Source organism: Rathayibacter sp. PhB1, from assembly GCF_004362935.1.
Classification (GTDB): domain Bacteria; phylum Actinomycetota; class Actinomycetes; order Actinomycetales; family Microbacteriaceae; genus Rathayibacter; species Rathayibacter festucae.
Genome location: NZ_SNYD01000002.1, coordinates 258,443 through 282,935 on the forward strand (window position 1 = coordinate 258,443; position 24,493 = coordinate 282,935).

The window sequence follows — 24,493 nt, forward strand, 5'->3', positions numbered from 1 at the left end:
GAGGCGCAGCCCGCAGGATGGACCGATCCCCCCGACGTCGTCCCGCTCCCTGCCGGGCAGGAAAGGTGCACCCGTGCGCAGAACCCTCGCGATCCTCGCCGTCCTCGGCGCCTCCCTCGGCCTCGCGGCCTGCACGCCGGGCACCCCCGGCACCCCCGAGGCGACGCCGAGTGCGAGCCCGACTCCGCTCTCCTGCATCTCCTCCGGAGACGCGTCCGAGGCGGTGGACGCGGCGGGCGACTTCGGGACCAAGCCGGTCACCGTCTTCCCCACCCCGATGAGCGTCGACGCGACCGAGGGCACCACCGTCATCGACGGCACCGGCGAGACGGTCGCCGAGGGCGACACCGTCCTCGTCGACTACACCCTGTACAACGGCACGAGCGGCGCGGAGTTCTCGGCGAGCAGCTACGCCTCCGGGGGCCGCGCGGCCTTCGAGGTCGACACCGAGCAGTACCTGGCCGGCCTGGTGAAGGCGGTCAACTGCGCCACCGTGGGCTCGCGCGTCGTCGCGGTCGTCCCGCCCGCCGACGCGTTCGGCGACGCCGGCAGCACCGACCTCGGGATCGCCGCGGACGACTCCATCGTGATGGTCATCGACGTCGAGGGCATCGTCCCCTCGGCCGCGACCGGCGAGCCGCAGGCCCCGGTCGACGGGCTGCCGACGGTGGCGCTCGCCGAGGACGGCGCCCCGACCGTGACGATCCCCGCGACCGACCCGCCGGCCGAGCTGCAGCTCGAGGTGCTCAAGAAGGGCGACGGGCAGACCGTGGCGGACGGCGACTCGCTGATCGTCCAGTACCAGGGCGTGGTCTGGGGCACCGGCGAGGTCTTCGACCAGAGCTGGGGCAAGGGCACGCCCGCGTCCTTCGGCACGGGCGACGTGATCGAGGGCTTCAAGGAGGCGGTGGTCGGCCAGACCGTCGGCTCGCAGGTGCTCGTGGTCATCCCGCCGGACAAGGGCTACGGCGAGGCGGGCAACGCGAACGCGGGCATCAGCGGCACGGACACCCTCGTCTTCGTGGTGGACATCCTCGCGGTGAGCTGACCCGGAGGGGCTGTCGGCCCGGGAGGGCCGGGAGCCGCCGTGCCAGGATGGGCGCATGCGCAGGGTCATCATCCTCGGCTCGACCGGGTCCATCGGCACGCAGGCCCTCGACGTCATCGGCGCGAACCGCGACCGCTTCGAGGTGGTCGGCCTGGGCGCCGGCTCCAACCGAGAGGTCGTCGCCCAGCAGGCGCGAGACTTCGGCGTCGAGCACACCGCCTTCGGCGCCGCGGAGGCCGAGCAGCTGATCCGCTCGGTCGACGCGGACGTCGTCCTGAACGGCATCACCGGCTCGGTCGGCCTCGGCCCGACGCTCGCGGCGCTCGAGGAGGGCCGCACCCTCGCCCTCGCGAACAAGGAGTCGCTGATCGTCGGCGGCGAGCTGGTCACCTCGCTCGCCGCTCCCGGCCAGATCGTGCCCGTCGACTCCGAGCACTCGGCGATCGCGCAGGCGCTGCTCGCGGGGGAGCACCGCGAGGTCCGCCGGCTGGTGCTGACCGCGTCGGGCGGTCCCTTCCGCGGGCGCGACCGCGCCTCCCTCCGCGACGTCACCCCGGCGGAGGCGCTCGCGCATCCGACCTGGGACATGGGCCTCGTGGTCACCACCAACTCGTCGACGCTCGTCAACAAGGGCCTCGAGGTGATCGAGGCGCACCTGCTCTTCGACGTGCCGTACGACCGGATCGACGTGACCGTGCACCCGCAGTCGATCGTCCACTCGATGGTCGAGTTCGTCGACGGCTCCACGATCGCCCAGGCCTCGCCGCCCGACATGCGGCTGCCGATCTCCCTCGGCCTCGACTGGCCGCACCGCGTCGCCGGCGTCGGCGTGCCGCTGGACTGGACCCGCGCGCAGTCCTGGACGTTCGAGCCGCTCGACGAGGAGGCGTTCCCCTCCGTCCGGCTCGCGAAGAAGGTCGGAGTCGCGGGGGCCTCCTACCCGGCCGTCTTCAACGCCGCGAACGAGCAGGCCGTGCAGGCGTTCCACGCCGGGCGGATCGGCTACCTGGACATCCTCGCGACGGTCGAGGCCGTCGTCGACGCGCACACCGTGGACGGCGAGCTGACCCGCGAGTCGCTGGCCGAGGCCGAGGCCTGGGCGCGCCGCACGGCGGACGCGCGGATCGCCGCCGCCTGAGCGCTTCAGCCGGGCAGCAGCCGCACCATGCTGGTCGAGTAGCCGCGGAGCGGCGTATCGAGACCCACCCACCGGACGACGGTGGATCTCGATACGCCCTCTCCGAGGGCTACTCGATCAGCATGCCTCTGCCGGTCCGGCTGTCCGCCCTCAGGCGAGCGCGCGCTCGACGGAGGACCGCAGGTCGGCGGCACGGCGTGCTCGGTGCGCGAGAGCACCTCGATCGGGTCGCCGGCCTCGAGGCGCTGGGCGCGCCGCACGGCCGACGTGCGGATCGCCGCCGCCTGAGCGCGACGGGCTGATCGCGCCCTCACCGCGATCCTCCAGCGCCTCTCCAGCCGGGGGGTCACCCCGCGGCCTACAGTGACCGAGTGGAATCCGTGCTGCTCTTCGTCCTCGGCGTCGTCATCATCGCCGTGGGCGTCGCCCTGTCGATCGCGCTGCACGAGGTCGGGCACCTCGTTCCGGCGAAGCTCTTCGGGGTCAAGGTCACGCAGTACATGATCGGGTTCGGCCGGACGGTCTTCTCCGTCCGCCGCGGCGAGACGGAGTACGGCGTCAAGGCTCTGCCCCTCGGCGGCTACATCGCGATGATCGGGATGTACCCGCCCAAGCACCCGGGCGACCGCGTCGGCGAGTCGAGCACGGGCTTCTTCAACGGACTGAACGGCAACGAGTCGGCGCCCGACCCCGAGCCCCGCCGTGGGGGCTACGCGACCATGATCGACGAGGCCCGCGCCGCCAGCGCCGAGACCATCGGCGAGGGCGAGGACCACCGCGCCTTCTACCGGCTCGCGGTCTGGAAGCGCGTCATCGTGATGTTCGGCGGCCCGTTCATGAACCTCGTGATCGCCACCGTCCTCTTCGCGGTGCTGCTCTGCGGCATCGGCGTCGCCCAGAACACGTCGACCATCTCCACCGTCTCGCAGTGCGTGGTCCCGGCGAGCGACACCACCACCGAGAGCTGCTCCGCCGACGACCCGCTCGCGCCCGGCGCCGCCGCCGGCATCCTGCCCGGTGACACCATCACGGCGATCGACGGCACGCCCGTCTCCTCCTGGAACGACCTCACCCCGATCATCCGCGCGTCCGCCGGCGTGCCGCTCAGCGTCGCCGTCGAGCGCGACGGGCAGCCCCTCACCCTGACGATCACCCCGGCCGAGAACGAGGTGGCCGTCACCGACGCCGCGGGCAACGCGGTGCTCGACTCCTCCGGCGCGGTCGAGACGCAGACCGTCGGCTTCATCGGCATCTCGCCGACCCAGGCCCTCGTGCAGCAGCCGATCACCGCGGTCCCCGGCACCGTCGGCGAGAACATCAGGAGTGTCGCGGGGGTCATCCTCAACCTGCCGCAGCGCCTCATCGACGTCGCGCAGGCCGCCTTCGGCACCGAGGCCCGCGACGCCAACGGCCCGATCAGCGTCGTCGGCGTCGGCCGCATCGCCGGCGAGATCGCCGCCTCCGACCAGCTGCCCGTCGTCTCCAAGGTGCAGACGATGGTCGGCGTCCTCGCCTCCCTCAACGTCGCGCTCTTCGTCTTCAACCTCGTCCCCCTCCTCCCGATGGACGGCGGCCACATCGCCGGCGCCCTCTGGGAGGGTCTGCGCCGCCGCATCGCCAAGCTCTTCGGCCGCCGCGACCCCGGCCCCGTCGACATCGCCAAGCTCCTCCCGCTCACCTACGCGGTCGTCCTGCTCCTCGGCGGGATGAGCGCGCTGCTGATCTACGCGGACATCGTGAAGCCGATCCAGCTGTTCTGAGCTGTCTTGCGAGCCGGTCCCTGCCCGGCTCGCCGCAGTCGGGCTGTGCTTGTTCGACGCCGGTCCCTGCCCGGCGTCGCGCTGTCGGCTCGGCGACGGGTGGTGTTGGGAGGAGCGGGTTGCGGTCGGCTAGCGCGAATCGCTGGCACGCGATTCGCGCGTTCGCCTTCGAGGTGGCGCCGGTCCTTGCCCGGCCCGCCGCAGTCGGCTTCGCGACGGGTGAGGTTGGGAGGAGCGGGTTGCGGTCGGCTGGCGCGAATCGCTGGCACGCGATTCGCGCGTTCGCCTTGGAGGTGGCGCCGGATCCGGCCCGGCCGGCTGAGCTCGGTTCGATGTGCAGGAGATGTGCCGGAGGCTGCTCGCGGGGACGGGGGTGCGCACGCTATCTGCCGGGGATCTCCTGCAGATCGGACGGCGGCGGTTCCGGAATCCGGTCGAGGAAGGCGTGGCGCGGACGGCGGAGATCGGCGGGACCTGGGAACCGGGGGAGCGGCGGCGTCCGGCCGCGCGGCGCGCGTACGATGGGGCTCGTGCCTGCTGTGAATCTGGGTTTGCCCAAGGTCCCCGTGACCCTCGCCCCCCGCCGGAAGACCCGTCAGATCAAGGTCGGGAAGGTGCTGGTCGGCGGCGACGCCCCGGTCAGCGTGCAGTCGATGTGCACCACGCCGACCACGAACATCAACGCGACGCTCCAGCAGATCGCCGAGCTCACCGCCTCCGGCTGCGACATCGTGCGCGTCGCCGTGCCGAGCCGCGACGACGCGGAGGCGCTGCCGATCATCGCGAAGAAGAGCCAGATCCCGGTCATCGCGGACATCCACTTCCAACCGAACTACGTCTACGCCGCGATCGACGCGGGCTGCGCGGCCGTCCGGGTGAACCCGGGCAACATCCGCAAGTTCGACGACCAGGTCGGCAAGATCGCCGCCGCCGCGAAGGCCGCGGGCGTCTCCATCCGCATCGGCGTCAACGCGGGCTCGCTCGAGCCCAGCCTGCTGCAGAAGTACGGCAAGGCCACCCCCGAGGCGCTCGTCGAGAGCGCCGTCTGGGAGGCGAGCCTCTTCGAGGAGCACGACTTCCACGACTTCAAGATCTCGGTCAAGCACAACGACCCGGTGATCATGGTCCAGGCCTACCGCCAGCTCGCCGAGCGCGGCGACTGGCCGCTGCACCTCGGCGTCACAGAGGCCGGCCCCGAGTTCCAGGGCACGATCAAGTCGGCGACGGCGTTCGGCATCCTGCTCGGCGAGGGCATCGGCGACACCATCCGCGTCTCGCTCTCCGCTCCGCCCGCGCAGGAGGTCAAGGTCGGCCTGCAGATCCTGCAGTCGCTCAACCTCCGCGAGCGCAAGCTCGAGATCGTCTCCTGCCCGAGCTGCGGCCGTGCGCAGGTCGACGTCTACACGCTCGCGAACGACGTGACCGCCGGCCTCGAGGGCATGAGCGTCCCGCTCCGCGTGGCCGTCATGGGCTGCGTCGTCAACGGACCGGGCGAGGCCCGCGAGGCCGACCTCGGCGTCGCCTCCGGCAACGGCAAGGGCCAGATCTTCGTCAAGGGCGAGGTCATCAAGACCGTCCCCGAGTCCGAGATCGTCAAGACGCTCATCGAGGAGGCCAACCGCCTGGCCGCCGAGATGCCCGCCGACGACACCTCGACCGGCTCCCCGGTGGTCGTCGTCTCGAAGTGAGCGCGGGCGGCGGACCGGCACGCGCCCGGTCCGCCGCCACCCCGGTCCGCGCGGGACACCCCGCCGCGGACTCCGGATAGGATCGTCCCTCGTGGTTACCCGTCTCTCGCACCTGTTCGTCCGCACCCTCCGAGAGGATCCGGCCGACGCCGAGGTCGCGAGCCACCGCCTCCTGGTCCGGGCCGGCTACATCCGGCGTCAGGCCCCCGGCGTCTTCGCGTGGCTGCCCCTCGGGCTGAAGGTGAAGCGCCGCATCGAGGCGATCATCCACGCCGAGATGGCGGCCGCCGGTGCGCAGGAGGTCCACTTCCCCGGGCTGCTGCCCCGCGAGCCCTACGAGCTCTCCGGCCGCTGGACCGAGTACGGCGACGGCGTCTTCCGCTTGAAGGACCGCAAGGACGCGGACTACATGCTGGCGCCGACGCACGAGGAGTTCTTCACCCTCCTGGTCAAGGACCTCTACTCGTCCTACAAGGACCTGCCGCTCTCGCTCTACCAGATCCAGGACAAGTACCGCGACGAGGCGCGCCCCCGCGCCGGCCTCCTGCGCGGCCGCGAGTTCACCATGAAGGACGCCTACTCCTTCGACTACACCGACGCCGGTCTCGACGCGAGCTACCAGGTGCAGCGCGACGCGTACGAGCGGATCTTCGCGCGCCTCGGCCTCGAGTACGTGATCGTGCAGGCGGACGCCGGCGCGATGGGCGGCTCGCGCAGCGAGGAGTTCCTGCACCCGACCCCGGTCGGCGAGGACACCTTCGTGCGCTCGGCCGGCGGCTACGCCGCCAACGTCGAGGCGTACCGGACGCCCGTGCCCGAGGCGCTGCCCGTGGACGGACTCGCCGCGGCGCGCGTCTTCGACTCGCCCGGCACCCCGACCATCCAGTCGCTCGTCGACCTCGCCAACGCCCAGGAGCCGCGCGCCGACGGCCGAGCCTGGACCGCCGGCGACACGCTCAAGAACGTCGTCCTCGCGCTCACCGCGCTCGACGGGGCCCGCGAGCTCGTCGTCGTCGGGCTGCCCGGCGACCGGGACGTCGACCTCAAGCGCGCCGAGGTCGCCTTCGCCCCCGCCGAGGTCGAGGCCGCGACCGAGGAGGACTTCGCGAAGCACCCCGCGCTGGTCAAGGGCTACATCGGCCCCTGGTCGGCCGAGGGCGCCGTCCTGGGGGAGGAGTCCGCGAGCGGCATCCGCTTCCTGCTCGACCCCCGCGTCGTCGAGGGCACCTCCTGGATCACCGGAGCGAACATCGCCGGGAAGCACGTGCTCGACCTCGTCGCCGGCCGCGACTTCTCCGGCGACGGCGTCGTCGAGGTGGCCGACGTCCGCAGCGGCGACCCCGCTCCCGACGGCTCCGGCCCGATCGAGACCGCCCGCGGCATGGAGATCGGCCACGTCTTCCAGCTCGGCCGCAAGTACGCGGACGTCCTCGGCCTCAAGGTCCTCGACGAGAACGGCAAGCTCGTCACGGTCACCATGGGCTCCTACGGCATCGGCGTGACCCGGATCCTCGCGATCATCGCCGAGAGCAACCACGACGACCGCGGGCTGATCTGGCCCGAGAACGTCGCGCCGTTCGACGTGCACGTGATCGCGACCGGCAAGGACCCGGCGGCGCTCGCGCTCGCGGAGTCGGTCGGCGCCTCGCTCGAGGCCGCGGGCCGCGACGTGCTGATCGACGACCGGCCCAAGGTCTCGCCGGGCGTCAAGTTCGGCGACGCCGAGCTGATCGGCGTGCCGCTGATCGTCATCGCCGGCCGAAGCGCCGCCGACGGCATCGTCGAGCTCTGGGACCGGCGCACCGGCGAGCGCGAGCAGCTGCCCGCCGCCGAGGCGCTCGCCCGCCTCGGAGCCTGAGCGGCTCCGGTCCCTCCGTCCCGTCCGCCCTCAGCGCGGTCGGTTATGCTCAATGGTCCCGACGCGCGGGCCCGGCTCCGGCCGTGGCGCCGCCGGCGTCGGACCGGTTTTCGACGTGGTCGCGCTGCGCCGCCACGCCCCAAGTGAATAGAGAGAAAGGCCCGCCCATGGACATCGACCTGAGCGTTCTGCGCCTGCTGGAGCGCGAGCGCGAGATCCCCTTCGAGGAGCTCGTGCAGATCATCGAGCAGGCGATCCTCACCGCCTACCTCAAGCACATCGGCCAGGCGGACGACGCCGACAAGGCCACCGCCGTGGACGCCCGCGTGCACCTCGACCGCAAGACCGGGCACGTCAGCGTGTTCGTGCCCGAGATCGACGAGGAGGGCGCCGTCGTCGGCGAGTCCGAGGACTCGCCGCGCGACTTCGGCCGCATCGCGGCCTTCGCCGCCAAGCAGGTCATCAACCAGCGGCTGCGCGACATCGGCGACGAGAAGGTCCTCGGCGAGTTCAAGGGTCGCGAGGGCGACATCGTCGCCGGCGTCATCCAGCAGGGCCCCAACCCGAAGATGATCCACGTCGACCTCGGCTCGATCGAGGCGATCCTCTCACCCGAGGAGCAGGTGCCCGGCGAGGACTACAGCCACGGCCGCCGCATCCGCGTCTACGTGACCAGCGTCAGCCGCGGCCCCAAGGGCCCGTCGGTCCAGGTCTCGCGGACGCACCCGTCGCTCGTCCGCAAGCTCTTCGCCCTCGAGGTCCCCGAGATCGCGTCCGGCGTCGTCGAGATCGTCTCGCTCGCCCGCGAGGCCGGCCACCGCACCAAGATCGCCGTGCGGGCGACCGAGCCGGGCGTCAACGCCAAGGGCGCGTGCATCGGCGAGCTCGGCCAGCGCGTGCGCGCGGTGACCGCGGAGCTGAACAACGAGAAGATCGACATCGTCGACTACTCCTCCGACCTGCCGACCTTCGTCGCCAGCGCGCTCTCGCCCGCCAAGGTGACCAGCGCCTTCGTGATCGACCAGAGCCTCAAGGCCGTCCGCGCCCTCGTGCCGGACTACCAGCTCTCGCTCGCGATCGGCAAGGAGGGCCAGAACGCCCGACTCGCCGCCAAGCTCACCGGCGCCAAGATCGACATCCAGCCCGATTCGGTGATGGACGGGGAGTGATCCCCGCTGTCGGCGGTGCGGGGAGGCGCTCCCGGGAACGAGGGAGTACAGTGGAACCCGTCAGAACGTGCGTCGGCTGCCGTCTGCGCGCCCCAAGGGCCTCACTTCTGAGGCTCGTCCTCCCCTCGAACGTCCTCGTGGTAGATCCGCGGGGTGTCCGTGCTGGGCGGGGAGCGTGGCTGCACGACGCGTACGACTGCTACGAGCTCGCGGTGAAGCGCCGCGCGTTCAGCAGGGCGTTCCGGACGCGCGAGAGCGTGGATGCGAGCGCCGTGGAGCAGTACGTCACCCGTGACCTGACCGGCGCGGCTCCTCACCCTGAGGAACCGGCCAGGCGAACGATCACACCGCAGAGAGAACAGGCAGAACGGCCCGTGAACTGATCATGAGCAACGACTGATGAGCGGCTCGAAATGAGATCCGTCCGTTTGTGATGGCCTGCCCCGTCTTGGGCGCAGGTCCGAGACAGGAGAGAAGTGGCTAAACCACGCGTGCACGAGATCGCCGCCGAACTCGGCGTCGACAGCAAGGTCGCACTTGCGAAGTTGAAAGAACTGGGCGAGTTCGTCAAGGGACCGTCCTCCAGCATCGAACCCCCCGTCGCCCGCAAGCTCCGCCAGGCCCTCCAGGGCAGCGCGAGCACGGGTGCATCGTCGACCCCGTCGGCGCCCACCGCCGGCACCGCCCGTCCCGGGGCTCCCCGCCCCTCGGGCGCACGCCCCTCCGCGCCGATGCCCGGCCCGGCCAAGCCGCCCGCTCCGGCGCCGGCTCCGCCGATGTCGGTCGCCGAGCGTCAGGCTGCCGCTCAGGCCGCCCAGGAGGCCGCGGCCGCGGCTCGCGCCCAGGCCGCTGCGAACGCCCCCGCCGCTCCGGCTCCGACCGAGGCCGCCGCTCCGGCGCCCGCGGCCGAGAAGCCCGCTGCAGCGACCCCCGCCGCCTCGCCCGCCACCCCCGGCGGACCGAAGCCGGCGACCCCGCGTCCGGCCCCGGCGGCAGCCCCGCCGAAGTCCGGCGGCAGCAGCTCCGCTCCCGGCGGCTCCAGCCGTCCCGGTGGTGCCCCGCGTCCGGGCAACAACCCCTTCGCGAGCAACCAGGGCATGGGCCAGCGTCCCGCGACGCCCCCGCGTCCGGGCAACAACCCGTTCGCCAGCTCGCAGGGCATGGGCTCGCGCCCGACGCCCAGCAACATCCCCCGTCCCGCGGCTCCCCGCCCCGGTGCGCCCCGACCCGGTGGACCCGGCATGGGCCAGCGCCCCGCCGGCTTCGGCCAGCGTCCCGGCGGTCCCGGTGGCGGAGCCGGTCGTCCCGGCGGCCCCGGCCGTCCGGCCGGCGGCGGCTTCCAGCGTCCCGGCGGCGCCCCTGGAGCGGGTGGCGGCTTCGCCCCTCGTCCCGGTGGCGGCGGCGGTCGCGGTCGCGGCCCCGGCGGTGGCACCGCTGGTGCCTTCGGTCGCGGTGGCGGCAAGAGCAAGGCCCGCAAGTCGAAGCGCACGAAGCGTCAGGAGTTCGAGCTCAGGGAGGCCCCGTCGCTCGGCGGCGTCAGCGTCCCCCGCGGCGACGGCAAGACGGTCATCCGTCTGCGCCGCGGCGCGTCGATCTCGGACTTCGCCGACAAGATCGAGGCCATGACCGGCGTGCCGGTGCCCCCCGGCAACCTGGTCACCGTCCTCTTCGCCCTCGGCGAGATGGCGACGGCGACCGAGTCGCTCGACGAGGCCACCTTCGAGGTGCTCGGCGGTGAGCTCGGCTTCAAGATCCAGGTCGTCTCGCCCGAGGACGAGGACAAGGAGCTCCTCGAGGGCTTCGGCCTCGACCTCGAGCAGGAGCTCGAGGACGAGACGGACGAGGACCTCCAGATCCGTCCCCCCGTCGTCACCGTCATGGGTCACGTCGACCACGGAAAGACGCGCCTGCTCGACGCGATCCGCAACGCCAACGTCGTCGCCGGCGAGGCGGGCGGCATCACGCAGCACATCGGTGCGTACCAGGTCGTCGCGGAGCACGAGGGCATCGAGCGCCCGATCACCTTCATCGATACCCCGGGTCACGAGGCGTTCACCGCCATGCGAGCCCGCGGTGCCCAGGTCACGGACATCGCGATCCTCGTGGTCGCGGCGGACGACGGCATCATGCCGCAGACCATCGAGGCGCTGAACCACGCCCAGGCGGCCAACGTGCCGATCGTGGTCGCGGTCAACAAGGTGGACAAGCCCGACGCCAACCCGGCCAAGGTGCGCCAGCAGCTGACCGAGTTCGGCCTCGTCGCCGAGGAGTACGGCGGAGACGTCATGTTCGTCGACGTGTCGGCCCGCGCGAACACCGGCATCCAGGACCTCCTGGACGCCGTGCTGCTCACCGCGGACGCCGGTCTCGACCTGCGCGCCAACCCCGACAAGGAGGCCCGCGGAGTCGCGATCGAGGCCAAGCTCGACAAGGGACGCGGTGCCGTCGCGACGGTCCTCATCCAGTCGGGAACGCTGCGCGTCGGCGACGCGATCGTCGCGGGAACGGCCTACGGCCGCGTCCGTGCGATGGCCGACGAGAACGGCGTCGCCGTGCTCGAGGCCGTGCCGTCGCGACCGGTGCAGGTGCAGGGACTCTCGTCCGTGCCCCGTGCCGGCGACACCTTCCTCGTCACCGAGGAGGACCGCACCGCCCGCCAGATCGCCGAGAAGCGCGAAGCCGCTCAGCGCAACGCCCTGCTGGCCAAGGCCCGCAAGCGCATCTCGCTCGAGGACTTCACCCGTGCTCTCGAGGAGGGCAAGGTCGAGTCGCTCAACCTCATCATCAAGGGCGACGTGTCCGGTGCCGTCGAGGCGCTGGAGGAGTCGCTCGTCAAGATCGAGGTCGACGACTCGGTGCAGCTGCGCATCATCCACCGCGGCGTCGGTGCGATCACGGAGTCGGACGTCAACCTCGCGACGATCGACAACGCGATCATCGTGGGCTTCAACGTCCGCCCCGACCCGAAGGCCCGCGAGCGCGCTGCTCGAGAGGGAGTGGACATCCGCTTCTACTCGGTCATCTACAACGCGATCGAAGAGGTCGAGAACTCGCTCACGGGCATGCTCAAGCCCGAGTACGAGGAGGTCCAGTCCGGTGTCGCCGAGATCCGCGAGGTGTTCCGCTCCTCCAAGGTCGGCAACATCGCGGGTGTCATCGTCCGCTCCGGCACGATCACCCGCAACTCGAAGGCGCGCGTCATCCGCGACGGCGTCGTCGTCGGGGACAACCTCGCCATCGAGTCGCTGCGTCGCTTCAAGGACGACGTCACGGAGGTCCGTACGGACTACGAGGCCGGTATCGGTCTCGGCAAGTACAACGACATCCAGATCGGCGACGAGATCGAGACGATCGAGATGAAGGAGAAGCCGCGAGGCTGACCCTGATGCTCACTGGAAGGCCCGGGTCCGCCCGGGCCTTCCGGCGTTACTGGGCCTCCGGGTTCTGGCTTCCGGCGTTCCGCTCGTCTTCTGAGGGGGGATCGGGAGCCCACTCCTGCCCTCGCGCGACTTCCCGCGGGCCTGCGGCCCGCCCGCCAGACCCGAGCCTGTCGCGCGAGGGCAGGAGTGGGCTCCCTCCCTTCGGGAGGATCGCTCCGTCAGCACGTGCGGAGGGGGCCCGGTCTCCGAGGCATGTCGCGTCGGGTACCGGCACCAGCACGTGGGGTGGGGCGCCTGCGCGGGAGGGGGACCGGGAGTACGGACTTCCGCCGGTATTGACGGGAGGTGCGGGTGGGGTGTCTCGTCGCGGCTCCTGGCTCGGGTCTGGCGGGCGCGGCGCAGCCGCGCGGGAAGGATCCGCGGCGAGGCACCCCACCCGCGCCGGCGCAGCCGCGCCTGACGAGTCGAGCACAGAGCAAGCCCCCGGCAGGACTGCCGGGGAGTGGTTAGATGGCGAGCCGAACGGTTCGTCGAGAGAGATGAGGACCAGCCATGGCAGATCCGGCACGGGCGAGGAAGCTCGCCGAACGGATTCAGGTGATCGTCGCCAAGCGGCTCGAGCGCGGACTCCGCGACCCCCGACTCGGCTTCGTCACCATCACCGACGTGCAGGTGACCGGTGACCTGCAGCACGCCTCCGTGTTCTACACGGTCTACGGCACCGACGAGGAGCGCGCCGACTCGGCGCTCGCTCTGAAGGCGGCGACCGGCATGCTCCGCACGGAGGTCGGCAAGAACATCACGGCGCGGCTGACGCCGTCGCTCGAGTTCATCCTCGATGCGATCCCGGAGAACGCGAAGCACATCGAGGACCTCCTCGCGACGGCGCGCAACCAGGACACCCAGGTGCAGTCGCTCGCCGCGAAGGCGGACTACGCAGGCGACGCGGACCCCTACGTGAAGCCGCGCGAGGACGAGGACGAGGACTAGGCAGCAGGCCTGAACACCGCGGAGCCCGTGGCGACGTCGACCAATTCCAGGACGACGACGACACGGGCTCCCGGCGTCTGCGGCACCGGGACGTCGACGGTCATCTCCGGGTCGAGCAGCTGGACCTGCGAGCGGGTCCTCGCGGAGGAGACGACGACGCCCTCGAAGGTGGAGCCCTCGCGGCCGCGGAGGATCGCGGCCTCGACGACGGCGGTGGCGGCGCGGGAGGCGGCTCCGGAGCGGCGGTCGCTCGCGGTCATCAGGGCGGGCAGCTCGGGCAGGGCCGTGCGGAGCCAGGCGGGGAGCTCCGCTCCGGTCGAGATCGCGAGGCAGGTGGCCAGGCCGAAGCGGTCGACCAGGCGGCGGAGCGGAGCCGTGACGTGCGCGTACGGGGCGGCGAGGGCGGACTGCTCGGGCTGCTCGGGGGCGGCGCCGTCGAAGGCGGTGTAGCCGGCTCCGCGGAAGAGCGTCGCCGCGGCGGACATGATCGCGAGCTGCGCCGGGTCGGCGGTGTCGAGGCGGCGGAGGTAGGCGCCGTAGGGCTCGTCAGCGCCCCAGGGGACGCCGAGGGCCTCGGTGCGGGCGCGGAAGGCGGCGACAGTGTCCTCGTCGGCCGCGGGCATGGTGCGGAGGATGCCGACCCCTGCGTCGAGCATCATCGTGGCGGCCGCCATGCCGGTGAGCAGCGAGACCTGGGCGTTCCAGCCCTCGGACGCGAGGGGTGCTCGGCGCTCGATCCGGTAGCCGCCGTCGACCGCGACGATCTCCTCGTCGGGGAGGGCCAGGCTCGCTCCGCCGCGCTCGGCCTCGCGGGCCTGGCGCTCGGTGCCGAACCAGGGGAGCAGCGCGATCGAGGGGTGCGGCTCGCCGGCGTCGACGCTGCGCTGGACGCCGTCGTAGTCGAGCCGGGCGGTGCTGCGGACGAGGGCGCGCTCGAGGCGGACGGCTGTCGGCTCGGCGCTGTCGTCGAGCTCGAGGGTCCAGACCAGGGCGCGGCGCTCGAGGTCGGGGAGGAGCGAGGCGGTGCCCTCGGAGAGGACGGGCGGGTGCAGCGGGACGCGGCCGTCGGGGAGGTAGTAGGTCTGGCCGCGGCGGCGGGTCTCGGCGTCGAGGGCGCTGCCGGGGCGGACGACGGCGGGCACGTCGGCGATGGCGTAGCGGAGCACGACTCCGGAGGACCGCCGCTCGAGGTGCACGGCCTGGTCGAGGTCGAGGGAGCCGGGCGGGTCGATGGTGACGAAGGGGACGCCCGTGAGGTCGATCCGGCCCGCGTCGTCGGCCGTGCGGTCGGCCTGCCCGGCCTCGGCGAGGGCCTCGGGCGGGAAGGCGCCCGGCAGGTCGTTCGCGGTCCGGACGGCGGCGAGCGCGCTGTCGAGCTCGGCGTCGGGGCGGGGGAGTCGGAGTCGGCGACCGGTCACGGCGCCACGCTACCCGCCCCGTCCGACACCGGAGCGCCGCTCAGGAGTGGGGGAGCAGGTAGCCGTCGTCCGGCGAGCCCGTGGCGAGGCCGTCGGCGAGGAGGCCGGCCAGGGCGCGGTCGCGCTGCTCGGCCTCCGGCCAGAGGGAGGCGATCTCGGCGGCGGTCACCGGGCCGTGCGCGGCGCGGAGCTCGGCGAGGATCAGGCCGCGCACCTGCCGATCGGAGCCCTCGTACTTCTTCTGCCGCGCCTTGACCGGGCCGTCGTAGGCCGGGTAGCCGGCGGCCCGCCAGGCGCAGGCGTCGCGGATCGGGCAGGCGTCGCAGCGGGGAGCGCGCGCGGTGCAGACGATCGCGCCGATCTCCATCGCGCCCGCGTTGAAGGCGGCGGCGTCGGCGAGGTCCTCGGGGAGGAGCGCCTCCATCGCGGCGAGGTCGGTCTTCGCGCGCGGCGGGCCGGGCTCGGCCGCGCCGTCGATCGCGCGGGCGATCACCCGCCGCACATTGGTGTCGACGACGGGGTGGCGGTGGCCGAAGGAGAAGACGGCGATCGCGCGCGCCGTGTAGTCGCCGATGCCGGGGAGGGCGAGAAGCGTCTCGACGTCGTGCGGGACGACCCCGCCGTGCTGCTCGGTGATCGCGACGGCGCAGGCGTGCAGGCGCAGCGCGCGGCGCGGGTAGCCGAGCGACTGCCAGGCGCGCACCGCCTCACCAGGAGGAACGGCTGCCAGATCGGCCGGGGTCGGCCAGCGCTCGAGCCACTCGGCGAGCCGCGGGATCACCCGGACGACCGGCGTCTGCTGGAGCATGAACTCGCTGACGAGGGTGCCCCAGGCGGGGAAGCCCTCGCGGCGCCAGGGCAGGTCGCGGGCGTTCTCGCGGAACCAGTCGACGATCGCGGCGGACAGCGCGGGCATCGGTGCGACGGGCACCGATGCGGCGGGCGTCGATCCGGTGGGCATCAGGTCACCCTAGGCCGTCCCGCGTATCGTGGGCGAATGACCAAGTGGGCTCCGCAGAAGGCCGATGTGCTCGACGCTCTCGCGGCGGAGGTGCTGCACAACTACGGGCACGGCCGCGTGGCGGTCGGGATCGACGGCGACGACCCGGAGGTGTCCGGCGCGTTCGCGCTCGCGCTGGCCGAGGCGATGCGCCGGGCGGGCCGGGACACGGTGGTCGCGCACCTCGCCGACTTCCGCCGTCCCCGGGCCGAGCGGGAGGATCCGTCGATTCCGGAGGCGCAGCGCGCCTACCTCGCGGGCTACGACTACGAGCTGCTGCGCCGGGTGCTGCTCGATCCGTTCAAGCTGGGCGGGAGCACCGGCTTCGTCCTGGCCGGTTACGACGGCGTGCGCGACGAGGCGCGGCAGGCGCGCTGGCGCACCGCCGGACGCGACGCCGTGCTGCTCGTCGACGGGCCGTTCGCCCTGCGCCCCGAGCTCCGCGGAGCGTGGAGCACGTCGATCCGGCTCGACACCCAGGAGCCGCCGGTCGACGAGGCCTACCGGGCGAGCACGGATCCGAAGCGGATCGCGGGGATCCTGGTGGACGTCCGCGATCCGGAGCACCCGCGCCGGCTCTTCGCCGACTCCTGCTGAGTCGTCCCGGTCTCCTCCGCTAGACGGAGGACGCGCGCCGGACCACGTCGTCCGCGGGCAGGAAGGCGCCCGAGCGCTCGACCTCGTGCACGAGCTCGACGAGCAGCTGGTTGACCGGCGCCTCGCGCCCGAGGCGGTGCGCCGTGCGGACGACGGCGCCGGCCAGATGGTCGATCTCACTCGGGACTCCGCGCCGCACGCTCTGCAGCGTGGACCCCGGGTTCGGCACGTCGCCCATCCGGGTCGCCATCCGCCGCGGCAGCAGCTCGACGACCGGCAGCGGCGCGGCGGCGAGCGCGCGGATCCGGGCGTCGGAGAGTCCCTGCAGCGCGCCGAAGCGGACGCCGGCGGCCAGGCCGGTCCGCGCCGCCTCCCGCATCGCCCGCGCGAGCAGCCGGCGCAGGCCCGGGTGCGCGATCGTCTCCTGGACCGAGAGGCCGGTGATCGCGGGCAGCGCGTTGACCTCGTTGATCAGCAGCTTGGTCCACTGCGCCCCGAGGAAGTCGTCGGTGGTGGCCGTGGGCACCGCCTCGCCGAGGATCGCGGCGGCCCGGCGGACGTCGTCGTCGGCGGGGCGGCCGGGCACGCCGAGGGTCGTCGTCGCCGGGGCGGTCACCGTGACGCGGCCGGGCTCGAGGTGGCTGGCCGCGAAGAGCGCGAGGGCGCCGACGAGGCAGGCGTCGCGGACCTGCCGGGCGGCGGCGTCCAGGCCGTCGAGCCCGTTCTGCACCACGACGAGGAGCGTGCCGTCGACCGTGCGGCGGTTGGCGCGGAGCGCGTCCTCGGCGTCCTGCGCCTTCGTGCAGAGCACGGCGAGATCGGGGACGAGGTCGAGCGTCTCACCGCAGCGGACCCAGGCGGTGTGCTCGCCCCAGGCGCCGTCGAGGCGGAGGCCCTGCCGCCGGATCGCCGTCAGGTTCTCGCCGCGGGCGGTCACCTCGACGTCGTGTCCTGCGCGGTCCAGGAGGGCGGCGACGGTGCCGCCGACGGCGCCCGCTCCGAGTACGGCGATCCTCATCCGGACAGCCTAGAACCGCGGCGGGCGGGGTCCGTCCCGGGCGCGGGCTCCGCGGGGCCGACTCCCGAACTGCGCGTGTATCCTCGCACCCGTGCTCGAGACTCCCAGCCCTTCTGCGGCGGCTCCGAACGGGATCCTCCTGCTGGACAAGCCGGGCGGGATCACCAGCCACGACCTCGTCTCGCGGACCCGCCGCCGCGCCGGGACGCGCAAGGTCGGGCATGCCGGGACGCTCGATCCGATGGCGACCGGGCTGATGATCCTGGGCCTCGGCCCCTCGACCCGGCTCCTCACCTACCTGGTCGGCCTCGACAAGGAGTACGAGGCGACGATCCGCCTCGGCGCCGCGACGAGCACCGACGACCGCGAGGGCGAGACGCTCATGACCGCCGAGCCCGGTGCCGTGGCGGCCCTCACCGCGGAGACGGTCGACGCCGTCGTGGCGACCCTCACCGGCGCGATCGAGCAGATCCCGAGCGCCGTCAGCGCGATCAAGGTGGACGGTCGCCGCGCCTACGCCCGGGTGCGCGACGGCGAGGAGGTCGTGCTGCCGGCGCGACCCGTCACCGTGAGCGCCTTCGACGTGCTCGAGCGCCGCGAGGCCGACGGCTTCCTCGACCTCGACGTCCGCGTCACCTGCTCCTCCGGCACCTACATCCGCGCGCTCGCGCGCGATCTCGGCGCCGCGCTCGGCATCGGCGGGCACCTCACCGTGCTCCGCCGCACCGCCGTCGGCCCGTTCCGGGTGGCCGGGGCCGGCGTCATCGACGAGCTCGACGTCCCCGCCGCCCTGCTCACGCCGACCGCGGTCGCGGGCGAGCTGTTCCCGCTGCTGCACCTGGACGCCGGCGAGGCGGTCGACCTCGCGAACGGCAAGCGGATCCCGGTGCCCGAGGCGTTCGCGGGGGCCAAGGGCCTGCTCGCCGCCGTCGGTCCGGGGGAGCGCCTGGTCGGCCTCGCCGAGCGCCGCGGCGCCGCGCTGAAGAGCGTCGTCAACTTCCCCACCGAGGAGCTCCGGGTGGGCGCATCGTGATCGACTGGTTCACCACGCTCCAGGTCGGCATCGCCGTGGCGGCGGGTCTGCTCTGCCTCGTGCTCGGGATGATCGGCCGGCGCCCCTCCGACGTCACGGTCGGCGCCATCGCGATCGTCGAGCTCCTGCTGATCGTCCAGCTCGCCGTCGCGATCGTCTCGCCCCTGGTCGGCAACCGGCCCTCGGGCAGCCTGCCGGAGTTCTACATCTACCTGGTCTCGGCGCTGATCCTGCCGCTCGCCGCCGGCTTCTGGGCGCTGATCGAGCGCAGCCGGTGGAGCACGGTCATCCTCGGCGTCGTCTGCCTCGCGATCGCCGTGATGGTCTACCGGATGCACCAGATCTGGTTCTTCCAGGCCGCCTGACGCCCCCGATCCCCGGCCGAGGGGGAGAGGGCGCAGCGAGCGCCTACCATTGACCCTGCGATGTCGAACCAACCCAGCGATGCGCCCGGACGGGCGGCCCAGGACCCAGCTCTGCCGAACCCCGATCAGCGCCCCGCCCGCTCGGCGCGGTCCCGGGGGATCGGCAGCCTCCTCGTGGTCGTCTACGGCATCCTCGCGCTCGCCGCGACGGGCCGCTCGGTCTTCCAGATCATCGACCGCTTCGACGAGGCGCCGCTCGCGTTCTCGCTCTCGGCGCTCTCCGCCGTCGTCTACATCGTCGCGACGATCGCCCTCGTGGCTCCCGGTCGCATCTGGCAGCGCATCGCCTTCGTGACCATCACCTTCGAGCTGGTGGGCGTGCTCGTCGTCGGCGCGATCAGCGTGCTCGTGCCGCAGCTGCTCGGGCTCTCGAGCGCGGATCCGTTCGGCCGGCAGTCGACGGTCTGGGCGGCGTTCGGCGCGGGCTACCTGCTCATCCCGCTCGTGCTGCCGGTGCTCGGGCTCTGGTGGCTGCGGGTGCAGGGCCGGCGCTCCTCCGCGGGGAAGCAGGCCTGATGCGCGTCGAGCAGCGCCCGGCCGACCTCACCGGCATCGGCCCGTCCGCGGTCACCATCGGCAAGTTCGACGGCGTGCACACCGGCCACCGGGCCGTCATCGACACCCTGCACGCGCGGGCCCGCGAGCGCGGTCTCGCGGCGGTCGTCGTCACCTTCGACCGCAATCCGCTCAGCGTCATCGCTCCGGAGAAGTGCCCGCCGGCGCTGGTCGGCAACGAGCAGAAGCTCGAGCTGCTGGCCGGGACGGGGATCGACGCGACCCTGCTGCTGGCGTTCGACGAGCGGTTCCGCGCGCTCACCCCCGAGGAGTTCGTGCAGCAGGTGCTCGTCGACGCCCTGGAGGCGCGCGTGGTGCTGGTCGGCTCCGACTTCCGCTTCGGTGCCCACGGCGCCGGCGACGTCGCGATGCTGCGGGAGCTGGGGGAGACCCACGGCTTCGAGGTCGAGCTGATCGACGACGTGCGGCCGGAGCACGGCCGCCGGGTGTCCTCCACCTGGATCCGCGAGCTGCTCGCCGAGGGCGACGTCGAGCACGCGACCTGGCTGCTCGGCCACGAGCCGGTGGTGCGCGGGGTCGTCGTGCACGGCGCCAAGCGCGGCCGCGAACTCGGCTTCCCGACCGCGAACCTCTCGCCCGAGTCGCAGGGGCTGATCCCCGCCGACGGCGTCTACGCCGGCCGCTTCGTCACCGAGGGCCGCAGCTACCCGGCCGCGATCTCGGTCGGCAGCAACCCGACCTTCGTCGGCGTGCCGCCCAAGCAGGTCGAGGCCTACCTGCTGGACGAGACGATCGACCTCTACGACCGCGTCGTCGACGTGGCCTTCGTCTCGCGCATCCGCGGCCAGGTGGCCTACGAGGGCGTCGAGCCGCTGATCCGGCAGATGAACGACGACGTCGAGAAGGTCCGCACGATCCTCGGCGCGGAGCGACCGGCCGGCTGACGCTCCCGGACTCGGCAGGGCGGCCCCGGCGGTCCTAGCAGTGGCCGGAGCGGCGCACCAGCGGGAGAGCGCCCAGGGGCGGCGGCGTACCGTGGCTCGCATGAGCGAATCCTCACCCGCCCCGTCGCGCCCCTCTGACCCGTCGCGCCCGCTGGCGCTCGTCACCGGAGCGACCGGCTACATCGGCGGCCGCCTCACCCCGCGCCTGCTCGAGGCCGGCTACCGGGTCCGCGTGCTGGTCCGCGACCCGCGGAAGCTCGCCGAGGTCCCGTGGGCCGAGGAGGTCGAGGTGGCGCAGGGCGATCTCAGCGACCCGGAGTCGCTGGCGGCCGCGTTCGAGGGCGTCGACGTCCTCTACTACCTCGTGCACTCGATGGGCTCGGGCGCCGATCACGCGCGCTTCGAGCAGGTGGAGAGCCGCGCCGCGATGAACGTCGCCGAGGCCGCGCTCGCGGCCGGTGTCGACCGGATCGTCTACCTCGGCGGTCTGCACCCCGACGTCGAGAAGCTCTCGCCGCACCTGCGCTCGCGGGCCGAGGTCGGCCGCATCCTGATGGCGTCCGGCGTGCCGACGATCGCGCTGCAGGCCGGCGTCATCATCGGCTCCGGCTCCACCTCGTTCGAGATGGTCCGCCACCTCACCGACGTCCTGCCGTACATGCCCGCGCCGCAGTGGGTCCGCAACTTCATCCAGCCGATCGCCGTCCGCGACGTGCTGCACTACCTGCTCGGCGCCGCCGCCCTCGAGGACGCGACGCTGAACCGCACCTTCGACATCGGCGGGCCGGACGTCCTCCGCTACGGCCAGATGATGAACGGCTACGCGGTCGAGGCGGGGCTCGCGCAGCGGCCGATCGCCTCGTTGCCGGTCTTCACGCCGTGGCTCGCCTCGCAGTGGGTCAACCTGGTGACGCCGATCCCGCGCTCGCTCGCGGTGCCGATCATCGCGTCGCTGCAGTACGACTGCGTGGTGCGCGAGGACGACATCCGCGCGCTGATCCCGGACCCCGAGGGCGGGCTGACGCCGTACCGCCGCTCGGTCCGGCTCGCGCTGGGCAAGATGCAGGCGGGCGAGATCGAGACCAGCTGGCAGAACGCCGAGGTCGTCGGCGCCCCCAGCGACCCGCTGCCGAGCGACCCGGAGTGGGCCGGCCACACGGTCTACGTCGACCTCAAGGTGCGCCGGACGGACGCCGACCCGGCGAAGCTCTGGCGGGTCATCGAGGGCATCGGCGGCACCAACGGCTGGTACTCCTTCCCGCTGGCCTGGGCGATCCGCGGCTGGATGGACAAGCTCGTCGGGGGAGTGGGCCTGCAGCGCGGGCGCCGCGACTCCGAGCGGCTGCACGCGGGCGACGCCCTGGACTTCTGGCGCGTCGAGGCGATCGAGCGGCCGACGCTGCTGCGCCTGCGCGCCGAGATGAAGGTGCCCGGCGGCGCCTGGCTGGAGATGCGCGCGGAGCCCGGCGAGGACGGCGGCTCGGTCTACACCCAGCGTGCCGTGTTCTTCCCGCAGGGGCTCGGCGGGCGGCTCTACTGGTTCGCCGTGCTGCCGTTCCACGGCGTGATCTTCAACGGGATGGCCAACCGCATCACGGCCACCGCGACCGACCTCGCCGACGCCGGCGAGGAGCGCTCCCCTGGTGGGCGCGGGGCGCAGCGGTGACAATGGAGGGGTCCGCGGGCGGCGACGCCGCCTCGGACGCGAACGAGAGGAGCACGATGAGCGAACGATCGGACACGGACGCGGGGCGCGATCTCCAGCTGGGAAAGGTCGCCTTCATCGGCGACAGCATCATCCAGGGCGGGTCCTGGGACGAGTGGTTGACCGCGTCGACGGTCGTCGACGAGGGCATCGGCGGAGCGACCAGCGACGACGTCGTCGAGCGGCTGCCCGAGCTCGTCGAGGCGGCGCCCGACACGGTGGTCCTGCTCGTCGGGACGAACGACCTGGCCTACCACCGCACGACCGAGCACATCGTGCGCAACATCGAGACCATCGTCGCGACCTTCCGCCGAGACCTCCCGGACGTGCGGATCCTGGTGACCTCGATCCTGCCGCGCGCCCGCGAGTTCGGCGCGCAGATCCGCGAGGTCAACCGCCACCTCTGGCAGTTCGCGCCCACCGCGCACGCCGGCTACCTCGACCTCTGGCCGGTGCTCGCCGGCGAGGACGGCGCCCTGCTCGAGCAGTACTCGCCCGACGGCCTGCACCTCAACGAGGCCGGCTACGGCGCCTGGCGCGAGGCCCTCGGGCCGGCCCTCGACTCGGTGCTGCGGATGCCGCCGCGCACCCGGCCGATCACGCTGCCGTACGACGAGTTCGCGCGGCCGAAGACGGCGTAGCGCCTCACCGTCGAGCAGCTCTGCGGAGCCGGAGGGAGCCATGACCGAGGGGTCCGGCTCCCTCCGTTGTTCCCGGGCGCTCGAGAGAGTGCGCGGCCGGGGGACGGCAGAGCTCTTCGGGGATCGATCATCGGCTCTTGCCGGGGGCATAGGCGGCGACGGCACTCTCGAATCTGCACCCGGCCGGGTGCGGACGAGAGCCGGAGGCGCAGCATGAGCAGCACGATCGAGAACCAGGGACCGACGACGGCGGAGTGGCCGCCGCCGACGGCGGGGACTGCGGCACCGGGCGCGGCGGAGCCGGCACGGTCGCGACAGCCGCTCTGGCGGCGACGCCGCGCCCGGTGGATCGCGCTCGCCGTCCTCGCCGGTCTGCTGCTGCTGGGCGGCGGCTTCGGGATCGGCTACGCCGTCGGGAACTCGGTCGGGTCGTCCGCCGTCGGCGGATTCGACCCGTCGCAGCGGGGCGGGATGCCGGACGGCGGCTTCCCCGGCGGTGGCGGGCCCGGGTCGTTCGGCGATCAGGGGAGCGGCACCGGGACGGACTCGGGCACGGACTCCGGTACCGGAGTGGACGCGGGTGCCGGCGCCGCGACCGGGACGGCGAGCTAGCCGAGCGCCGCGCGGAAGGCGGCGAGGGCGTCGTCCGAGAAGAGGACGAAGCGGATCTCGTCGAGGGCGCCCGGCCCGTCCTCGGCGGCGGCGAGCCGGACGGAGTCGACGGCGATGCGGGCCGCGCCGGCCATCGGCCAGCCGTAGACGCCGGCGGAGACGGCCGGGAAGGCGACGGTGCGGGCGCCGAGGGAGCGGGCGACGCGGATCGACTCGGTGTAGGCGGAGGCGAGGACGGCGGAGCGGTCGTCACTCCGCGAGTACACGGGGCCGACGGTGTGCACGACCCAGCGGGCGGGGAGGCGGCCGGCGGTGGTCGCGACCGCGGAGCCGGCGGGGAGTCCATCGCGCAGCTCGCCGGCCCGGAGGCGCCGGCACTCCTCGAGGATCTCGGGACCGCCCGCGCGGTGGATCGCGCCGTCCACCCCGCCGCCGCCCAGCAGCGACGAGTTGGCGGCGTTGACGATCACGTCGATCTGCTCGCGGGTGATGTCGCCGCGGACGGCGGTGAGCGCGGTCACGAGCGGTTGTTCGACAGCTCGAAGATCTTCACGAGCTCGGCGATGGCGGCCTCGCGCGCGTCGCCGCCCTCGTCGAACATCGCGGTCACGTGGGTGCGCAGGTGGTTCTCGACGATCAGCTTGTTCAGCGAGCCGAGCGACTTCTGGATGGCGAGCGACTGCGTGACGATGTCGACGCAGTAGTCCTCGTTCTCGATGGCCTTCTCGAGGCCGCGCATCTGGCCCGCCAGGATGCGGGCGCGGTGCAGGGAGCGCTTCTTCAGATCCTCGATCACCCGCCCAGTTTACGCCGGGACGCCGATACCCGGCGGGGGTATGCCGCCCCGGGGGTGTCCGGATCCTCGACAGATCTCCGCCCCGTACGATCGACGGGTGAACGCTGAGAAGTCCGGCCCCCCGCGCGGCGGCACGACCGCCCGCTACCCGTCCCGCTCGAGCGCGCGGATGGCGCTGGCGCCGGGGATCCTCGAGGCGATCATCCTGCTCGCGGGGCTCGCGCTGGTCGGCGGCGACGCCTACGACTTCGTCCGGTACCCGGTGGCGATCCTCGCGGCCGTCATCGGCTGGTTCGCGATCCAGGCGAAGGCGTACTACTGGTTGATCGGGCTCGCGCCGATCGTCGTGCTCTGGAACCCGGTCTTCCCGTTCTCCTTCCCGGACGCCGTCTGGTCCTCGCTCCACCTCGCCGCGGTCGGCGTCGTGGTCGCCGCGGGCCTGATCATCCGGGTGCGCGTCGCCGAGTGATCCCGCGGGCGCTGAACGCGACCGGAGGCGTGGGGTGCGGCCGATCCGGCGCTGAGGAGTAGACTCGTCGCGCACCCGCACGCCGGGGATGCTGCGACCGGGTCTCAGACCCGTTGCTCGGAGCTCCCGACGGCCACCGGGTGCATCGGTGCCCGTCTCGTCCCCGACGCGACGCGGCCAGTGCAACACACGCGGTGCAGTCAAGACACGCACAGCACGCAAGACACGCACAGTGCAATGCGACGGTAGAGCGCGGGAACCCCTCCTCCGCCCCCGTCCACGTCGAGG

At 72.9% G+C, this 24,493-nt stretch carries 23 protein-coding genes; 18 read left to right on the forward strand and 5 right to left on the reverse strand.

What is annotated here, in order from left to right; translation table 11 throughout:
- Nucleotides 1-73: 73 nt before the first annotated feature.
- From EDF17_RS05375 to rbfA, 9 genes are all read left to right on the forward strand, one after another.
- Entirely contained in the window at nucleotides 74-1,048 is a 975-nt protein-coding gene (locus tag EDF17_RS05375) for an FKBP-type peptidyl-prolyl cis-trans isomerase (RefSeq protein WP_123445526.1), read from the forward strand.
- 55 nt (nucleotides 1,049-1,103) lie between these two features.
- Complete coding sequence (locus tag EDF17_RS05380; RefSeq protein WP_123445527.1) at nucleotides 1,104-2,186, forward strand: 1-deoxy-D-xylulose-5-phosphate reductoisomerase; 1,083 nt, start codon at nucleotides 1,104-1,106, stop codon at nucleotides 2,184-2,186.
- A gap of 371 nt (nucleotides 2,187-2,557) precedes the next feature.
- Nucleotides 2,558-3,946, forward strand: coding sequence for a site-2 protease family protein (locus tag EDF17_RS05385; protein ID WP_164874431.1), 1,389 nt, complete (start codon nucleotides 2,558-2,560; stop codon nucleotides 3,944-3,946).
- 530 nt (nucleotides 3,947-4,476) lie between these two features.
- The gene (ispG, locus tag EDF17_RS05390) at nucleotides 4,477-5,634 is read left to right on the forward strand and encodes a flavodoxin-dependent (E)-4-hydroxy-3-methylbut-2-enyl-diphosphate synthase (protein ID WP_123445529.1); all 1,158 of its coding nucleotides are present in this window, start codon (nucleotides 4,477-4,479) and stop codon (nucleotides 5,632-5,634) included.
- Nucleotides 5,635-5,725: 91 nt separating this feature from the next.
- Complete coding sequence (locus tag EDF17_RS05395; protein ID WP_123445530.1) at nucleotides 5,726-7,492, forward strand: proline--tRNA ligase; 1,767 nt, start codon at nucleotides 5,726-5,728, stop codon at nucleotides 7,490-7,492.
- Nucleotides 7,493-7,659: 167 nt separating this feature from the next.
- Nucleotides 7,660-8,661, forward strand: a complete 1,002-nt coding sequence (gene nusA, locus EDF17_RS05400) for a transcription termination factor NusA (protein WP_123445531.1) — start codon at nucleotides 7,660-7,662, stop codon at nucleotides 8,659-8,661.
- Between the two features lie 50 nt (nucleotides 8,662-8,711).
- A complete protein-coding gene (locus EDF17_RS05405) occupies nucleotides 8,712-9,044 on the forward strand; it encodes a YlxR family protein (protein ID WP_123445532.1) in 333 nt (110 codons plus the stop codon).
- Nucleotides 9,045-9,137: 93 nt separating this feature from the next.
- Nucleotides 9,138-12,041, forward strand: a complete 2,904-nt coding sequence (infB, locus tag EDF17_RS05410) for a translation initiation factor IF-2 (protein WP_123445533.1) — start codon at nucleotides 9,138-9,140, stop codon at nucleotides 12,039-12,041.
- Nucleotides 12,042-12,593: 552 nt separating this feature from the next.
- Nucleotides 12,594-13,031, forward strand: coding sequence for a 30S ribosome-binding factor RbfA (gene rbfA / locus EDF17_RS05415; protein WP_123445535.1), 438 nt, complete (start codon nucleotides 12,594-12,596; stop codon nucleotides 13,029-13,031).
- Here rbfA and EDF17_RS05420 read toward each other — a convergent pair.
- Both EDF17_RS05420 and EDF17_RS05425 read right to left on the reverse strand, forming a co-directional pair.
- Nucleotides 13,028-14,449 (reverse strand): RNB domain-containing ribonuclease, encoded by a 1,422-nt coding sequence (locus tag EDF17_RS05420; protein WP_123445536.1) that lies wholly within the window; start codon nucleotides 14,447-14,449, stop codon nucleotides 13,028-13,030. The two genes, rbfA and EDF17_RS05420, sit on opposite strands and share 4 nt — an antisense overlap.
- 40 nt (nucleotides 14,450-14,489) lie before the next feature.
- Nucleotides 14,490-15,365 carry an A/G-specific adenine glycosylase gene (locus tag EDF17_RS05425; RefSeq protein WP_123445985.1) on the reverse strand — a complete coding sequence of 292 codons (876 nt, stop codon included), beginning with the start codon at nucleotides 15,363-15,365 and terminating at the stop codon, nucleotides 14,490-14,492.
- A gap of 81 nt (nucleotides 15,366-15,446) precedes the next feature.
- Here EDF17_RS05425 and EDF17_RS05430 point away from each other — a divergent pair, with 81 nt between their 5' ends.
- Nucleotides 15,447-16,046 carry a hypothetical protein gene (locus EDF17_RS05430; protein WP_123445537.1) on the forward strand — a complete coding sequence of 200 codons (600 nt, stop codon included), beginning with the start codon at nucleotides 15,447-15,449 and terminating at the stop codon, nucleotides 16,044-16,046.
- A gap of 19 nt (nucleotides 16,047-16,065) precedes the next feature.
- Here EDF17_RS05430 and EDF17_RS05435 read toward each other — a convergent pair whose 3' ends face one another.
- Nucleotides 16,066-17,064 (reverse strand): 2-dehydropantoate 2-reductase, encoded by a 999-nt coding sequence (locus EDF17_RS05435; RefSeq protein WP_123445538.1) that lies wholly within the window; start codon nucleotides 17,062-17,064, stop codon nucleotides 16,066-16,068.
- A gap of 91 nt (nucleotides 17,065-17,155) precedes the next feature.
- Here EDF17_RS05435 and truB point away from each other — a divergent pair, with 91 nt between their 5' ends.
- The 7 genes from truB (at nucleotide 17,156) to EDF17_RS05470 (ending at nucleotide 22,940) form a co-directional block, all read left to right on the forward strand.
- Nucleotides 17,156-18,097 carry a tRNA pseudouridine(55) synthase TruB gene (truB, locus tag EDF17_RS05440; RefSeq protein WP_123445539.1) on the forward strand — a complete coding sequence of 314 codons (942 nt, stop codon included), beginning with the start codon at nucleotides 17,156-17,158 and terminating at the stop codon, nucleotides 18,095-18,097.
- On the forward strand, nucleotides 18,094-18,462 hold the full coding sequence (locus EDF17_RS05445) for a hypothetical protein (RefSeq protein WP_123445540.1): 369 nt from the start codon (nucleotides 18,094-18,096) through the stop codon (nucleotides 18,460-18,462). Before truB ends, EDF17_RS05445 begins: the two co-directional genes overlap by 4 nt.
- 60 nt (nucleotides 18,463-18,522) lie before the next feature.
- Nucleotides 18,523-19,038, forward strand: a complete 516-nt coding sequence (locus EDF17_RS05450) for a hypothetical protein (RefSeq protein WP_243732793.1) — start codon at nucleotides 18,523-18,525, stop codon at nucleotides 19,036-19,038.
- Nucleotides 19,038-19,982 (forward strand): bifunctional riboflavin kinase/FAD synthetase, encoded by a 945-nt coding sequence (locus EDF17_RS05455; RefSeq protein WP_123445541.1) that lies wholly within the window; start codon nucleotides 19,038-19,040, stop codon nucleotides 19,980-19,982. The genes EDF17_RS05450 and EDF17_RS05455 overlap by 1 nt, the downstream gene beginning before the upstream one ends.
- Nucleotides 19,983-20,082: 100 nt before the next feature.
- Nucleotides 20,083-21,648, forward strand: coding sequence for an SDR family oxidoreductase (locus tag EDF17_RS05460; protein WP_123445542.1), 1,566 nt, complete (start codon nucleotides 20,083-20,085; stop codon nucleotides 21,646-21,648).
- Between the two features lie 56 nt (nucleotides 21,649-21,704).
- Nucleotides 21,705-22,328, forward strand: coding sequence for a GDSL-type esterase/lipase family protein (locus EDF17_RS05465; RefSeq protein ID WP_123445987.1), 624 nt, complete (start codon nucleotides 21,705-21,707; stop codon nucleotides 22,326-22,328).
- Between the two features lie 213 nt (nucleotides 22,329-22,541).
- Nucleotides 22,542-22,940, forward strand: coding sequence for a hypothetical protein (locus tag EDF17_RS05470; RefSeq protein WP_123445543.1), 399 nt, complete (start codon nucleotides 22,542-22,544; stop codon nucleotides 22,938-22,940).
- Here EDF17_RS05470 and EDF17_RS05475 read toward each other — a convergent pair.
- On the reverse strand, nucleotides 22,937-23,461 hold the full coding sequence (locus EDF17_RS05475; protein WP_123445544.1) for an O-acetyl-ADP-ribose deacetylase: 525 nt from the start codon (nucleotides 23,459-23,461) through the stop codon (nucleotides 22,937-22,939). The two genes, EDF17_RS05470 and EDF17_RS05475, sit on opposite strands and share 4 nt — an antisense overlap.
- On the reverse strand, nucleotides 23,458-23,736 hold the full coding sequence (locus EDF17_RS05480; RefSeq protein ID WP_123445545.1) for a metal-sensitive transcriptional regulator: 279 nt from the start codon (nucleotides 23,734-23,736) through the stop codon (nucleotides 23,458-23,460). Before EDF17_RS05480 ends, EDF17_RS05475 begins: the two co-directional genes overlap by 4 nt.
- Before the next feature lie 97 nt (nucleotides 23,737-23,833).
- On the opposite strand from EDF17_RS05480, the gene EDF17_RS05485 reads away from it, so the two are divergent.
- Nucleotides 23,834-24,205, forward strand: coding sequence for a DUF6804 family protein (locus tag EDF17_RS05485; RefSeq protein ID WP_243586532.1), 372 nt, complete (start codon nucleotides 23,834-23,836; stop codon nucleotides 24,203-24,205).
- Nucleotides 24,206-24,493 lie beyond the last annotated feature (288 nt).